The following is a 15,341-nucleotide window of genomic DNA, read 5'->3' on the forward strand; positions in this document are numbered from 1 at the left end:
GAGAAGCCCCCGATGCGATCGAAGACCCTCGCCATGAGCGCCACGGCGCTGCTGGGCACCGCCCTGCTCGTAGCGGCCGCTCCGGCACGCGCCGATCAGCTCGCCGACATCATGGCCCGCGGGGAGCTGCGCTGCGGCACCTTCGCCGACGTGCCGCCCTTCGCGGCCCCCGACCCGAAGACCCGCGAGATGGTCGGGTTCGACGTCGATCTGTGCCGCGACGTCGCCAAACGCTGGGGCGTGAAGGCGGCGATCACGCCGCTCTCGGTCGAGGCCCGCGTGCCCGAGGTGAAGCTCGGCCGCGTCGACCTTACCATCGCCAACCTCGCCTACACGCTGGGCCGCGCCGAGCAGATCCAGTTCTCGGATCCCTACTACCTCGCCAAGGAGATGCTGGCCGTGAAGGCGAGCGACCCGGCGACCACCAAGGCGGAGTTCAAGGGCAAGCGCCTGTCCTCGACCAAGGGCTCGACCTCCGAGCTGGCGATCCGCATGAACGGCTCCGAGCCGCTGACCTTCCAGGATACCGGCTCGGCCTTCATGGCGGTGCAGCAGAACAAGTCGCTCGGCATGGTCGCCAACACCATGACGATTACCAAGCTCGTCAACGAATCGCAGACCCGCGGCGTCAAGCTCAAGATGATCGACGAGCCGATGGTCTACCAGCCGATCGGCGTCGGCATGAAGAAGGGCGAGCCGGCTTTGCTCGCCAAGGTCAATGAGACCCTGCGGGCGATGGATGCCGCGGGCGAGATCGACGCGGCCTGGAAGAAATGGCTCGGCCCCGACACCGAGTTCAAGCTGACACGCACCGAGAAGGTGACGCCGCTCGCAGAGCTGAAATTCGAGCCGATCCCCTAAGTGCCTCCCTCGTGCAAGGACGTCCCATGATCCGCACAGCTGACCGCTTGGCGAACGTCACGCTCTCCGCCTCCGCCGCGATGACCGACAAGGCGCGCGAGCTGCGCCAGCAGGGCATCGCGGTCGTCAGCCTGTCGTCGGGCGAGCCCGACTTCCCGACGCCGCCCCACGCGATCGAGGCGGCCCACAAGGCCGCCCTCGACGGGGACACCAAATATCCACCGCTCGGCGGCACGCCGGCCCTCAAGGCCGCGATCCAGCGCAAGTTCAAGCGGGACAACGATCTCGACTACGCGCTCGACGAGATCCTGGTCGCCAATGGTGGCAAGCAGATCATCTTCGATGCCATCCTAGCGACCTGCAATCCCGGCGACGAGGTCGTGATCCCGGCGCCGGGTTGGATCACCTACGCCGACATCGTCGCCCTTGCGGGCGCCAGGCCGGTGCCGGTGGCCTGCCCCGAGAACAACCGGTTCAAGCTCCGCCCGGAGGATCTGGACGCGGCGATCACCCCGCGCACCCGCTGGGTCATCCTCAACTTCCCGAACAATCCCACTGGGGCGGCCTGCAACGCCGCCGAGATGCGGGCCCTCGCCGGGGTCATCGAGCGTCACCCGCAGGTGCTCGTCCTGACCGACGACATCTACGAGCACCTCGTCTACGACGACTTCACCTTCTGTACCCTGGCGCAGGTGGCGCCGCACTTGAAGGAGCGGGTGCTCACGGTCAACGGCGCCTCGAAGGCCTATGCGATGACGGGCTGGCGCGTCGGCTATTGCGGCGGCCCGCGAGGCTTGATCGCGCCGATGAGCAACATCCAGCTCCAGTCGACCGGTGGTATCACGACAGTGTCGCAGGCGGCCGCGGTCGCAGTCCTCGACGGGCCGCAGGATGTCCTGATGGAGCGGGCCGCGCTCTACGGCGAGCGGCGAAACCGCGTCGTCGCCATGCTCAACGCAATCCCGGGCATCCGCTGCCACACGCCCAACGGGGCGTTCTATGTCTTTCCGAACATCGCAGACTGCCTTGGCCGCACCACATCCGGCGGGCGCCGGATCAATAGCGATGCAGACTTTGTGGCCGCGCTCCTCACCGAGGCGCACGTGGCGGCGGTGCCGGGCGGTGCCTATGGGATGAGTCCGTACGTCCGGCTGTCCTACGCGACCGACATGGACACCCTGGTCGAAGGCTGCCGGCGCATCGAGGCATTCTGCCGTGACCTGACCTAAAGCCCTTACGGGCCTCTGGGCATCCCCAGCCGCTACGTCGGCGCATTCCGTCGCAGACAGTATTTTCGGAAAAATCCTGAACTGGATCATCTCCCGGCGAAGCGAACTCCGATTCGTCGAAGATTCTGCTACAAAATCAATGACCTGGATCAGCATCCGATAACAGGGCGGTCGGGCTCCGCCATGACATCGAGTTTCGGCTGGCGTCGTTATTCAGAGGGCCGCTCGCCACTCTCAACCGGACATTTTTTGTCGGCGTCATGGATGTCTGCTGGGGGTCGTTGTCTGCCGGACCCTCTTATCGTCTTCGGCCCCCTCCCCTACCCCGGCAGGTATCCGGCCGCTGTCCGCAGAACCGTGACCATGTCGCGGCGAAACAGGAGCATGCATCCGACGCAGTCCTTCGTAGGCTTCGGCCGAAACGCCCGCATGATGTCGGAGGCCACGCCTCGGTTCGATCGGCTTCGCGCCACAACCGGCCTTTTGCACCTGGCCAGGAAGCAGACCTTCGGTGCTGTGCCCAGCTGAGTCGTGCAGATTGTTGATCGGCAGGCATTCTCATGTCCGCGTCGGAGCTTATGCCGGGGCTCGCTCACGGTGCCGGCTGTGGCCGGAGCCGTGCTTCCAACCCGACGATATTGCTCTGGGCCCGCGATACCCGGGAATCGATGAAGCGGCGGTTCAGGGTGTCGGAGACCGTAGACGCGCTAGACAACGCTTTGCGTGGTAACGCCGGTCGCCGTCTCCTGCCCACTCACCCCAGGATCGACCCATGAACCGCTCGACTGCCCGAGCGAGTTCTACCGCCGGCACCAGCACCGGAACGGGTCATCCCGTCAGTCTCAATCAATCTCGGATCGCATCGGGGGGCATCGGCGCTCGATCGATTTTAACCTTTTTTTACCGGCGTGAAGCTCGTGGCCCGCGTATCTCTCCGGGTAAGAGCTTCAAGCCGGTGTATCGTGATGAGCCAACAGAGCAACGACGAGCAAGGCGGACAGCATCGCCGTGCAATCCTACAGGTTGCCGGGGCCGCTGCGGCGACAGGTCTCCTGGGAGCAAATGCAGCCTCCGGGCAGACCGCGCGGCCGGGCGGGCGTGACGACGCTCCACTCGGCGCGCGCCTGCAAGGCGTGCAGCATTTCGGCGTCACGGTTCAGAACATGGACCGGGCTTTCGCCTTCTACACCGAGGTTCTCGGCGGAACCGAAGTCATGCGGGATGGCGACTTCAAGGGGGCGCCGGTCCATTACACGCTGATGGCCGACCAGGAGATCGTGGCCCGCGAGCGCCGCGTCGATCCTCGCACCATCGGCGTTCCGGACCTGAAGGGCGGCGCCCAGCGGCTCGATGTCCGCTTCGTCCAGTTCGAGAACGTCGTCATCGAACTCCTGCAGTATCGCGATGCCGCGCAGCCGACGGGCAGCGGCGACAGCTGGGCCGAGCCGCGCGACCACATGAGCCCGGCCTACCCGCGCTCGATGCACATCTGCTTCTACGTCCGCGACGATGTGAACTTCGACACGTTCATCGCCGATCTTGAGGCCGAGTGTGCCCGCCGCGGCATGACGCAGGTCAGGGCGAACCGCACCGTGGCCGTACATTCCGAACAGGAGCGCCGCGCGGCACCGCGGGAAACCAATACGATCAAGATCCACGAAGGTCCGTCGAACGGCTGGTCGATCGTCTACTGCAAGGGGCCCGAGGGCGAGCAGCTCGAATTTGTCCAGGTGCTCGGCCCCGTGAAGAAGACGTTCGCCGACGCAGCCGAAGCGCGCCGAGCGGCGACGAACCGGGGCTGAGGGCGGAGGCCGATGAGGCAAGCTGAAAAACGAGAGTAGCCCAGGCTCGTTCGAGCTGCCCCCGAGAACCCGACTTGCTCCATCCAGGCAGGTCGGTCGGACGGAATTGTCGTCGCCTGAGAAGTCTTCGCATATGCAAGTGACGGCAAGGCACACGGTCCGCAAGCTTAGGCCCTGGTTCGCCGGGGCTCCGGAGCGCACTCCGGCGACGTGAAGATCGTGATGATGCGCGAACGCGAGGCCTTGGATTCGTGAGAGGGGCCGAGCCCGAACTCTACCAATTCAGCCGTGCGGCTCGGCCATCGCGCCAGCGTCGATCGATGAGGAAGGGATCTTCGATGAGTCTTCCCCTGTCACACGAGATCAGCCGGCGGGAGGTCGTGACCGCGGCGGCAGTCGGCGTTGCGGCTGCGGGTCTGCCTCCGGCAGTCGGCGGACAGGCGGCAGGTTCGTCCGGGTCGCTTCCCCTATCCCTCACGGTCAACGGCGAGCATCGGCGTCTTGACCTCGACACCCGCGTGACGCTGCTCGACGCCCTGCGCGAGCACCTGCACCTCACGGGCACCAAGAAGGGCTGCGATCACGGCCATTGCGGCGCCTGCACGGTGCTGGTGAACGGGGTCCGTATCAACGCCTGCCTCAGCCTCGCGGCCATGCACGACGGGGACGAGGTGACGACGATCGAGGGCTTCGGCCGGCCGGACCGGCTGCATCCGATGCAGGCGGCGTTCATCGCCCACGACGCCTTCCAGTGCGGCTACTGCACGCCGGGCCAGATCTGCTCGGCGGTGGCGGTCCTCGCCGAGATCGAGGCGGGCGTGCCAAGTCATGCCACCGGCGACCTCGCGGCGCCGATGACCCTGAGCAGCGGCGAGCTGCGCGAGCGCATGAGCGGCAACATCTGCCGCTGCGGCGCCTATTCCAACATCGCCGATGCCGTGGTCGACGTGGCGGGGAGGCCCTGATGCAGCCCTTCACCTACGAGCGCGCCGCGAGCCTTGAGGCGGCCGTGGCGGCCGTCGCCGCCCGGCCGGGCGCCCGGTTCATCGCGGGCGGCACGAACCTGCTCGACCTGATGAAGTTCCAGATCGAGACGCCGGCCCACCTCGTCGACATCCGTCACCTGCCCCTGCGGGCGATCGAGGACCTGCCGGACGGCGGCCTGCGCATCGGCGCGCTCGCCACCAACACCGAGGTCGCGGCCCATCCGCGGGTGAAGCGCGAGTACGGCGTCCTCGCGCGGGCGATCGTGGCCGGCGCCACCGGGCAGTTGCGCAACAAGGCGACGACCGCCGGCAACCTCCTGCAGCGCAACCGCTGCCCGTACTTCTACGAGACGAGCTTGCCGTGCAACAAGCGCCAGCCGGGCTCGGGCTGCTCGGCCCTCGGAGGCGTCACCCGCTCGCTCGCCGTCGTGGGAACGAGCCCCCATTGCATCGCCCAGAACCCGGGCGACATGGCCGTCGGCTTACGGGTTCTCGACGCCGCGGTCGAGACCATCAGGCCCGACGGGTCGCAGCGCCGTATCGCGATCGGCGATTTTCATCGGCTGCCGGGTGACCGGCCGGAGATCGAGCACCCGCTCGAACCGGGCGAGCTCGTCACCGCCGTCACGCTCCCAAGGCCGCCGGGCGGGACGCACCACTATCACAAGGTCCGCGACCGGGCCTCCTATGCCTTCGCGATCGTGTCGGTCGCCGTCGTCCTGCAGAAGGACGGGACCGGGCGCGTCGCGTTCGGGGGCGTTGCACCGCGACCCTGGCGGGTCGAGGACGCGGAGGCGCTCCTGCCGGACGGTCCGGCCGCCGTCGTGAAGACGGCTTTCCAGGGCGCGACGCCGACGGTCGAGAACGCCTTCAAGATCCCGCTCGCCGAGCGTGCGCTCGCGCTGGCGCTGAGCGAAGGGAGGGCGTGACATGCAATTCGATACGCCTGCCGGGCAGAACCCCATCGACGCTCAGGCGATCATCGGGCAGCCGCACCGGCGCGTCGACGGCGCCCTGAAGGTCACCGGGACGGCGCCTTACGCCTATGAGCGGCACGATGCGGTCGCCGACCCCGCCTATGGCTGGATCGTCGGCGCCACGATCGCCCGCGGGCGGGTGACGCGGATCGATGCCGCGGCCGCGCGCGCGGCTTCGGGCGTCCTCGCGGTCCTGACGACGCTGGAGCACGACCCAGCCCCCCCGGGGTTCCGGACCACGCTCCACCTGTTCGGCGGCGCCGAGGTGCGCCACTATCACCAGGCCGTCGCGCTCGTCGTGGCTGGGACCTTCGAGGAGGCCCGCGCGGCGGCCCATCTCCTGCGCATCGACTACGAATCCGAGCCGGCGCGCTGCGATCTGGCGGCGGAGGCCCCCAAGGCCGAGCCGATCGCGGATCGCGACGGACCGGACTACCCCGTGGTCGACCGGATCGGCGACGTCGAGGCGGCGCTCGCCGCCGCTCCCGTGACCCTGGACGAGACCTATACCACCCCCGACCAGACCCACGCGATGATGGAGCCGCACGCCACCACCGCCGCGTGGCGCGACGGCAAGCTGACGATCTGGACCTCGGCCCAGGTCGTGTCCTGGCACCGCAACAGCCTCGCGCAGGCGCTCGGCCTCGCCAAGGACGATCTCCGGCTGGACGCGCCGTTCATCGGCGGGGGGTTCGGCGCGAAGCTCATCATGCGCAGCGACGCGCTCCTCGCCGCCCTCGGCGCCAAGGCCGTCGGACGCCCGTGCAAGGTCGCGTTGCAGCGCCCGCTGATCGCCAATAACGGCACGCGCCGCGCCGGCACGATTCAACGGATCCGCCTCGGTGCGGACCGTGACGGGCGGCTGACCGCGATCGCTCATCACAGCGTCAACGGAAACCTGGCCGGAGCCTTCGCCGAGGCGGCGGTCGCGCCGACGCGGCTGATCTACGCGTCTCCGAACCGCGACCTGTCCATGAAGCTCGCGACCCTCGACCTTGCCGAAGGGAACGACATGCGGGCGCCCGGAGAGGCCCCCGGCCTGATGGCGCTCGAGATCGCGATGGACGAGATGGCCGAGAGGCTCGGCCTCGACCCCGTCGCGTTCCGGATCCTGAACGACACGCAGGTGGATCCGCGCAAGCCGCAGCGGCCCTTCTCGGAGCGCCACCTGATCGAGTGTCTCGAGGTCGGCGCGAAAAACTTCGGCTGGGCACGCCGCAACCCGGTGCCGGGCTCCGCGAGCGACGGTCGCTGGCTCGTCGGCATGGGCATGGCGGCGGGCTTTCGCCAGAACCTGCTGATGCCGTCCGGTGCCCGCGTCAGGCTCGAACAGGATGGCCGGCTCACGGTCGAGACCGACATGACCGACATCGGGACCGGCAGCTACACCATCCTCGCCCAGACGGCGGCCGAAATGATGGGCCTGCCGCTCGACGCCGTGACGGTCCGTCTCGGCGACTCGGACTATCCCGAGGCCGCCGGTTCCGGCGGGCAGTTCGGCGCGAACAATGCGACGTCCGGGCTCTACGCCGCCTGCACGACGCTGCGGGCGAGCGTCGCGGCGCGGCTCGGCTTCAACGCCGAGGAGGTGGCGTTCGCGAACGGGATGGTCACGGCGGGACGCCGGAGCGTGCCTCTCCTCGACGCCGCGAAGGACGGGCCGCTGACGGCAGAAGACCGGATCACCTATGGCGAGCTCGACAAGGAGTTCGTCCAGGCCACCTTCGGGGCGCAGTTCGCCGAAGTCGCGGTGAACCGGTTCACCGGGGAGATGCGCGTCCGCCGCATGCTCGCGGTCATCGATGCCGGCCGGGTGCTCAATCCGCTCACGGCGCGAAGCCAGGTGATCGGCGCCATGACGATGGGGGTCGGATCGGCGCTCATGGAGGCGCTCGTCGTCGACATCCGCCACGGCTTCTTCATCAACCACGACCTCGGCGGCTACGAGGTGCCGGTCCATGCCGACATCCCGCATCTCGACGTCGTCTTCCTCGATCACCCCGACCCGGTCTCATCCCCGATGAAGGCCAAGGGCATCGGCGAGATCGGCCTGTGCGGGGCGGCCGCGGCGGTGGCGAACGCCGTCTACAACGCGACCGGCATCCGCGTGCGCGACTATCCCGTCACGCTCGACAAGCTGCTGGACCGGCTGCCGCACGCGGCCTGATTCCTCACCTGCGGAGAAGAGCGATGTCCTATCATCCCGTTCCTGTGACGCATGTCGGCCTGACCGTCACCGACATCAAGACAGCGACCGAGTGGTACACCAAAGCCTTCGGCTGCCGTCACATCATCGGGCCCCTCCACATCCGGCACGACGGCTCGCATATCGGCGAGGTGTTCAAGGGGATCTTCGGTGATCGGTTCGAGGAGGGATACGTGTCCCACCTCGCCACCGCGAACGGGGTCGGGATCGAACTGTTCGAGTTCGTCACGCCGAAGTCGGAAGCCGTGGACGACAACTTTCGCTACTGGAAGACCGGGGTCTTTCACTTCTGCCTGGTCGATCCGGACGCCGACGGCCTCGCGCGGCGGATCGCCGAGATGGGCGGCAAGCAGCGCTCGAAGGTCTGGACGCTGTTCGAGGGAGAGCCATTCAAGGCCGTCTATTGCGAGGATCCCTGGGGCAACCTGATCGAGATCTACTCCCACTCGACGGAACTCATGTACGCCAACCGGAGCGACACGGCCGCCCGGGCCGAGTGAGAGCCTGCTCGATTGGATCCCACGGAGGGGACGCCCTGCCTGTCAATCCGGGACCGCGAAAGCGGAGCCCGGAGTGACGAGGAGCGTGTCGATGCTGCCCAATAAGCAGAACAGTCAGTAAGACGAGGAGAGATTCCGCGCATGCCGACGACCGCCGATCGTGAACTGTTTTCTCCGACGAGGATCGGAGCTATCAACGTCGCCAATCGCGTCGCGATGGCACCGTTGACGCGCTCGCGTGCGGACATGGAGGGCGTCCATTCGCATCTCGCCGTCGACTATTATCGGCAGCGCGCCTCGGCCGGCCTTATCATCACCGAGGCGACCAACATCTCTCGGCAAGGCCGGGGCTACGCCTTCACGCCGGGCATCTACACGCAGGCGCAGGCCGAGGCCTGGAAGCCTGTGACCTCGGCCGTGCACGAAGCCGGCGGACGGATTGTCTGCCAGCTCTGGCATGTCGGGCGCATGTCGCATGTCAGCCTTCAGGAGAACGGCGAGGCGCCCGTCTCGGCCTCGGCGATCCAGGCCGGCGAACTGGTCTTCCTCGAGAGCCGCACGCAGGCACCCCCCTCCATGCCGCGCGCCCTCCGGACCAACGAGATCCCCGGCGTGATCGACGACTACCGGCGCGCCGCGTCCCTGGCGAAGCAGGCGGGCTTCGACGGGATCGAGGTGCATTCCGCGAACTGCTATCTGCTCGATCAGTTCATCCGGGACAGCACGAACCGGAGGACGGATCGCTACGGCGGCTCGATCGAGAACCGCACGCGACTCCCCATCGAGGTCGTCTCGGCGGTGGCGGAGATCTGGGGCGCCGACCGCGTCGGCCTGCGGCTGTCGCCGATGACGCGGGCCGTCGGCGACACCCCGCTCGACAGCGATCCGCAGGTGACCTACGGCCATCTCGCCCGGAGACTGGGAGAGCTCGGGCTGGCTTATCTCCACTGCGTCGAGGGGCAGACGCGCGGGCCCAACGGGTCGTCCGCCTTCGACTACAAGGCGCTGCACGCCGCGTTCGGCGGGTCCTACATCGCCAATAACGGCTACGACCGGCCGCTCGCGATCGAGGCGGTCGCGTCCGGCTACGCCGACATGATCGCCTTCGGCCGCCCCTTCATCGGCAATCCCGACCTGGTCGAGCGGCTGCGCCGCGACGCTCCTCTGACGGAGGCCAACCCGGCGACGTTCTACGGTGGCGGAGCGGAAGGCTATACCGACTATCCGACCCTGGACCACGCGGCCCTCGCCTGATCGGAAGCCACGTCAGGCCAGGGAGACCGGGCGGCCTGCATCGCCGGCGGATCTCGCCTCGCCGGCGAGACGCGCCTGCGCAGCCCTGAGATCGGGCGTGTCGAGCGCTTCGTCGAAGCCGTCGAGGATGGCGATGAGATCGGCCCGGCCGCCGTATCGCTCATCCAGTGCGGCGAGGCTCGTCGCGGCCCGCAGGCGCCACATCGCGGCTCCCTGGCGGCCGGCGAGATCCATCGCCTGCCGGAAGTGCCGCGCCGCGTCCGGCATGCCCGCGTCGCCGTCCGAGGCGAGGAGGATCTCGCCCTTGATGCGCAGCAGTTCCGGCCGGCACCAGAGCTCGCCGCCGCGCTCGGAGGCGGCGAGCGCGTCGTCGATGCGGGCAAGCGCGTGCGGAAGGCGGCCATGCGCCGCGAGGCCCGAGGCCAGCGAGCCCAGATAGGCCGGGCGCCGCATCCGGAAGCCCATCTCCCCCATCTCGGCGAGGGCATCCTCGAGGCGGTGCAGCCCACCCGCATCGCTCCGGCGGAGGCTCACGATCGCTTCGAGGCCGTCGGCGATGACCCGCCAGATCCGCATGGCGTGCCGCGCGACGTGGTCGCCGAGCCGGCTGAGGCCGCGCTCGGCCTCGTCGAGATCGCCGCCATGGAGCGCGATCGGGATCACCGTGTGCGCCAGGGCATTCGTGAGGGCGAAGGCCTGGCCGCCGGCCTCGGCCTCGGCGAGAGCGCGCCGCGACGCCGCGACGGCCTGATCCGGCCGGCCCTGAAGCCACAGGACGTTCGCGAGCGTGCCGCGCGCCGCGACCAGGCCGTGATCCTCCAGCCGCCGGCCAGGACCGTCCCGGCGCGCCGCACGGGCCAGCAGTCGCTCCGCCGCCTCGCGCGCCTCGTCGAGACGGCCGAGATAGCGCAGCGAGGTGGCGGCGGGCCGGTCGACGGCCGCGCCGGCCGCGCGATCGCCGCCGGCGGCCGCCAGCGTCCTGATGCGCTCCGTCAGGGCGAGCGAGGCGCGGTGATCGCCAATCCAGGTCTGGAAGTCGCACAGGCCCCAGAGCGCCCTGAGCTGGCCGTCGAGGTCCGACAGTCGTTCGGCGCGGTCGAGCGCGCTGCTCCACAGCTCGGCGATCCGCGGGGTCGGACCCTCGACCTGCAGCAGGGCGGCAGCGAGCGACGCCCGCAGCGTGATCTCGTCCCGGTCTTCCGGACCGTCGGAGGGGTCGACCGACGCGAGTGCCCGCTCGCTCGTCTCGATCCGCTCCTGGAGCAGCGAGAGCGTGTCCCATACCGCGAGCGCCCCGGCCGCCAGCGTTCGACCGAGGGCGGGATCCCGCCCATCGGTCAGGCACCAGTCGAGAGCGGCGCGGACGTTGTGGACGAGTGCGATCGGATCCTCGGGGCGGTCGGAGCCCGGCTGCGCGCTCCTGCGGCCCGAGACCTCGCGACATTGCGCGAGGCAGTGCTCCGCGTGCCGCCGACGGATCGCATCGCCCTCGCCGCTCTCGGCGAGCCGCTGCAATCCGTAGTACCGCGTCGTGTCGAGAAGCTGGTATCGGGGCGACGGCCCGGGGACCGCGACGACCAGCGACTTGGCGACGAGATCGGCCAGATGGCCGATGCACGCGCCCTCGGCCTCGCCAGGCAGTCGGCCGACCGCGAGCGCCGCGTCGAGTGGGAAGACGCCGTGAAAGACGGAAAGCCGTCGAAACAGCGCCTGCTCCTCCTGCGACAGCAGTCCGTAGCTCCAGTCCAGCGTCGCGGTCAGGCCGCGATGGCGGGGATGACCTGCCCGGCGGCCATCGTCCAGCAGGTCCAGGCGCTCGGTCAGCAGGCGAAGGAGGCCACGAAGTCCGAATGCCCCGACCCGGGTCGCGGCGAGTTCCAGGGCCAGCGGCAGCCCGTCGAGCCGACGACAGATCTCGACGATGGTCGGCGCGTCCTCGTCCCGGAGGCCGAAGCCCGGAGCCGCGGCGGAAGCGCGCGCAACGAACAGCGCGACGGCCGGAGAAGTCAGAGCGTCCCTCGCGGTCAGCGCCCCATGCGCCATCGGACTTGCCAAGGGCCGGAGGTGATGCACGACCTCTTGCGCCGTCCGAAGGGGCTCGCGGCTCGTGGCCAGCACGTGGGTTCCGGGCGCGGCGGTCGCGAGCAGGGTGGTCAGCCGGGCCGCCTGGTCGAGGGAGTTCTCGCAGCAATCGAGGACGAGCAGGCACTGCCGATCCGCCAGGGCCGCCGTCAGTGCGGCCTGAGGATCGTACGCATGGATGGCGATCCCCATCTCCTGCGCGACCGCACTCGCGAGGTAGCGGTCGCTGTCGAGGACGCACAAGTCGATCATCCAGACCCCGTCCCGGAACTGCCCGACGGCCTCGTGCCCCAGAGCCACGGCCAGACTGGTCTTGCCGACGCCGCCGGGACCCGTGATCGTGACCAGCGGTCGCTGGAGCACCTTCGTGGCGATCGCCGCGAGATCCTCCGATCGGCCAAGCAGGTCTGTCGGTCTCGGAAGGTTGTGGCGCCGCGGTGCTGTAGGGGTCGGCCAGGGCGTGACGTCGACGGGCGCGACGAAGCGGTATCCGTGTCCGCTCACCGTCGCGATGAAGCGCTTCTCCGGTTCCAGCCCTTCGAGCGCGCGCCGGATCGCCGCGATGTTGACCTTCAGATTGGACTCGTCGACCGTCGTCCGCGGCCACGCACGCTTGTTGAGGTCCTCCTTGCTGACGACCTGTCCTGCGCGTTCCACGAGCGCGGTCAGGATCTCCAGGGGTCGTCCCCCGAGCCGCACGACCGTTTGACCTCGCCAAAGCCGCTGCTCGGACGGGCTCAAGACGAAATCGCCGAAGATGTAGCGAACGGTCCTGTCTTCTCGCACGTCCATGCGGCTGTCGCTATCGCCTGACTGTTCGAACTCGGAGACGGCAATTTTGCTACGCTGTCGGTTGCTGCACCGTCAGCACGTCGTCAAGGTCCCAGCCGCTCGTACGGCCTACCCGCTTCGGGGAGACCATTCCGGTCTTGTCTCTCCCCCAGTCAGAGTTGCTATGCCAAGTTGCCCGGAAGCGGACCTTGCGAGGGTCCGCTTGGGGTCAGGAGTTCGTCTGCCGCCTGGCGGCATGAACCGACCTGAGGCCTTCTGGCGCGGAACCGCCGCTCCTGACTCTGAGCGGTCCCGCAGCATCGAGCGCTACTCGCTTCAGCACTGCCGTTCATGGGCGATGCCAACCTAGAGAAATCCCGACCGTCTACGACCACGCCTGTTCACTGGACGGAAGATCAGATCATGCGTCGCGGGTTCAGCGCCGGTCGGGTTCATGAAGCCAGGCCAGCAAGGCATCGATAAAAACCCGCACTTTCGCCGAGAGGCTGTGACGACTGGGGTAGATCGCGTGAATGTCGATCAGATCGCCTCCGTGCCCAGGCCAGAGGCGAACGAGCCTGCCATCCGCGACCGGGGCGGCGGCGATAAAGTCGGGCAGGCGGGCGATGCCACCGCCGCCCACGACCACCGGCAACAGCGCCGCGGAGTCCGAGACGACCACCCCGGGCAGGAATTCCGCGCGCCCCACGGCGTCTCCGAACGGACCGGGCCCCCAGGTGGTTGCGCGGTCGGAATAGGCGATCAGCGTATGATCTCCGAGGTCAGCGACACTGGCGGGCGTGCCCCTGGCGGTCAGGTAGGCGGGGCTGGCGCAGGTCCAAGTTTCCGAGCTCATGAGGCGACGCGCGATCAGGTCGCTATCGGTCAGTGTTCCGACCCGGATCACGAGGTCGACGGGCTCCACGGGCATGTCGATGAAGTGGTTCTCGACGTCGAGCACGACCCGCACCTCCGGGTTGGCGGCGAGAAACGCGGGCAGCATGGGTGACACCAGCGCCACTGCGACGGTGAACGGCAGGCTGACCCGCAAGGTGCCCCGGGCCACGCCTGCGAGGCCGTCGAGGGCGGCCGCAGCCTCGTCCACGTCGACGGCGATGCGCAACGCGTGCGGGTACAGCGCCACACCCGCATCGGTGAGGCGCAGGTGCCGGGTCGAGCGATCGACCAGCGCGGCTCCGACATCGCGCTCCAGCCGGGCGAGCGAGCGGCTGATGCTGGATTTCGGCACGGACAACGCGCGCGCCGCAGCCGACACGCTTAGCAGGTCGGCGATACGGGCGAAAGCGCGCAGGTCATCCAGCTGCATCGTCGTTCCAGTTCGGCAACAGCCTGTCGCGGTGCGCCCATCTGACGACGGGGGTGAGGGCCAGCCATAACACCCCGATCATCCGCAGGGGATAGGTCATGAACGAGGACGCGGGGGCGCCGTCCTCACCCCCGGCTCTGCGGGTTGACGAGGATTGTGCCATGACCGATGCCATCACGCCGTTCCCGATCCGAATTGAGGATGAGACCCTCGCGGACCTTGCCCAACGTCTCGCCCGAGTCCGCTGGCCCGATACGGGTACCGTCACGGACGGGAGCCAGGGTCCGCCACTCGGCGCTGTGCGTACGCTCGTCGACCGTTGGCGCAGCGGCTACGACTGGCGCGCCGCTGAGGCGCTGCTTAACGGCTGGGGCAGCAGCCGCACCACCGTCGACGGACTTGGCATCCACTTCCTTCACGTGCGCTCGCCAGAACCCGACGCGGTGCCGCTGCTCCTGGCGCACGGCTGGCCGGGGTCGGTCCTAGAATTCCGAGACGTCATTGGGCCCCTGTCGGATCCCGCAGCCCACGGCGGTGACCCGCGACACGCTTTCCACCTCGTGATCCCGTCGATGCCGGGCTTCGGCTTCTCCGACCAGCCGAACGCTCCGGGCTGGGGCGTCGTGCGCGTCGCACGGGCCTGGGGCGAACTGATGCAACGGCTCGGCTACGGGGAAGGCTGGATGGCGCAGGGCGGCGATTGGGGGGCGGCCGTCGTGACGGCTCTCGCGCACATGCGCGCCCCGGGACTCGCAGGCATCCACCTGAACATGGTCATGTTCCGTCCCGCCGACGAGGAAATCGCGGAGGCGACGGCGGAAGAGCGGGCGATGCTCGCCGATGCAGGGCGCTACTGGAGCGAGCATTCCGGATACATGCAGCTGCAGAATACGCGGCCGCAGTCGGTCGCTTTCGCGCTGGCGGACTCGCCGGTAGGCCTCGCTGCCTGGATCTATGCGCTATTTCGCGACGTGACCGACAGCGATGGTGAGCCGGAGCGAGTGATCCCGCTCGACCACATGATCGATGACATCATGCTCTATTGGCTTCCCAATGCCGGTGCGAGTGCTGCCAGGTTCTATTGGGAGAACGCCCAGGACCGAGCGGAAGGGATGTCTAACGCGCCGATCCCGATACCGGCCGGCATCAGCATGTTTCCCGGCGAAGCAGTGCGCCTGTCACGACGTTGGGCCGAGCGGCGATTTGCGGACCTGCGCTTTTTCAACGAGCCGACCAAGGGTGGCCACTTCGCCGCGATGGAAAACCCGGCCGCGTTCGTCGACGACATAAGGGAAACCTTCGGCCTCATCCGGTAAGCGCGTCTCCCCAAGCAGGCGGATCCGGCG

At 68.5% G+C, this 15,341-nt stretch carries 11 protein-coding genes; 9 read left to right on the forward strand and 2 right to left on the reverse strand.

The features are described from left to right. The first annotated feature begins 12 nt into the window (after positions 1–12). The 8 genes from EU555_RS10915 to EU555_RS10950 all read left to right on the forward strand — a co-directional run bounded on the left by EU555_RS10915 (position 13) and on the right by EU555_RS10950 (position 9,815). Positions 13–861 carry an ABC transporter substrate-binding protein gene (locus EU555_RS10915; RefSeq protein WP_135414691.1) on the forward strand — a complete coding sequence of 283 codons (849 nt, stop codon included), beginning with the start codon at positions 13–15 and terminating at the stop codon, positions 859–861. A gap of 26 nt (positions 862–887) precedes the next feature. After that, entirely contained in the window at positions 888–2,090 is a 1,203-nt protein-coding gene (locus EU555_RS10920) for a pyridoxal phosphate-dependent aminotransferase (protein WP_135414692.1), read from the forward strand. 965 nt (positions 2,091–3,055) lie between these two features. After that, positions 3,056–3,892 carry a VOC family protein gene (locus EU555_RS10925; RefSeq protein WP_245524245.1) on the forward strand — a complete coding sequence of 279 codons (837 nt, stop codon included), beginning with the start codon at positions 3,056–3,058 and terminating at the stop codon, positions 3,890–3,892. A gap of 338 nt (positions 3,893–4,230) precedes the next feature. Continuing rightward, a complete protein-coding gene (gene paoA, locus EU555_RS10930; RefSeq protein WP_135414693.1) occupies positions 4,231–4,857 on the forward strand; it encodes an aldehyde dehydrogenase iron-sulfur subunit PaoA in 627 nt (208 codons plus the stop codon). Further along, complete coding sequence (locus EU555_RS10935; protein ID WP_135414694.1) at positions 4,857–5,807, forward strand: FAD binding domain-containing protein; 951 nt, start codon at positions 4,857–4,859, stop codon at positions 5,805–5,807. The genes paoA and EU555_RS10935 overlap by 1 nt, the downstream gene beginning before the upstream one ends. A gap of 1 nt (position 5,808) precedes the next feature. Further along, entirely contained in the window at positions 5,809–8,022 is a 2,214-nt protein-coding gene (gene paoC, locus EU555_RS10940; protein ID WP_135414695.1) for an aldehyde oxidoreductase molybdenum-binding subunit PaoC, read from the forward strand. A 23-nt stretch (positions 8,023–8,045) separates the two neighbouring features. After that, complete coding sequence (locus tag EU555_RS10945; RefSeq protein ID WP_135414696.1) at positions 8,046–8,561, forward strand: VOC family protein; 516 nt, start codon at positions 8,046–8,048, stop codon at positions 8,559–8,561. A 141-nt stretch (positions 8,562–8,702) separates the two neighbouring features. Beyond that, positions 8,703–9,815 carry an alkene reductase gene (locus EU555_RS10950; protein ID WP_135414697.1) on the forward strand — a complete coding sequence of 371 codons (1,113 nt, stop codon included), beginning with the start codon at positions 8,703–8,705 and terminating at the stop codon, positions 9,813–9,815. Positions 9,816–9,827: 12 nt separating this feature from the next. On the opposite strand, the gene EU555_RS10955 is transcribed toward EU555_RS10950, so the two are convergent. Further along, positions 9,828–12,689, reverse strand: coding sequence for an ATP-binding protein (locus EU555_RS10955; RefSeq protein WP_135414698.1), 2,862 nt, complete (start codon positions 12,687–12,689; stop codon positions 9,828–9,830). Between the two features lie 415 nt (positions 12,690–13,104). Continuing rightward, the gene (locus EU555_RS10960; RefSeq protein ID WP_135414699.1) at positions 13,105–13,995 is read right to left on the reverse strand and encodes a LysR family transcriptional regulator; all 891 of its coding nucleotides are present in this window, start codon (positions 13,993–13,995) and stop codon (positions 13,105–13,107) included. Between the two features lie 161 nt (positions 13,996–14,156). Here EU555_RS10960 and EU555_RS10965 point away from each other — a divergent pair, with 161 nt between their 5' ends. Beyond that, positions 14,157–15,311, forward strand: coding sequence for an epoxide hydrolase family protein (locus EU555_RS10965; protein ID WP_135414700.1), 1,155 nt, complete (start codon positions 14,157–14,159; stop codon positions 15,309–15,311). Positions 15,312–15,341 lie beyond the last annotated feature (30 nt).

Source organism: Methylobacterium nonmethylotrophicum (assembly GCF_004745635.1).
Taxonomy (GTDB): Bacteria; Pseudomonadota; Alphaproteobacteria; order Rhizobiales; family Beijerinckiaceae; genus Methylobacterium; species Methylobacterium nonmethylotrophicum.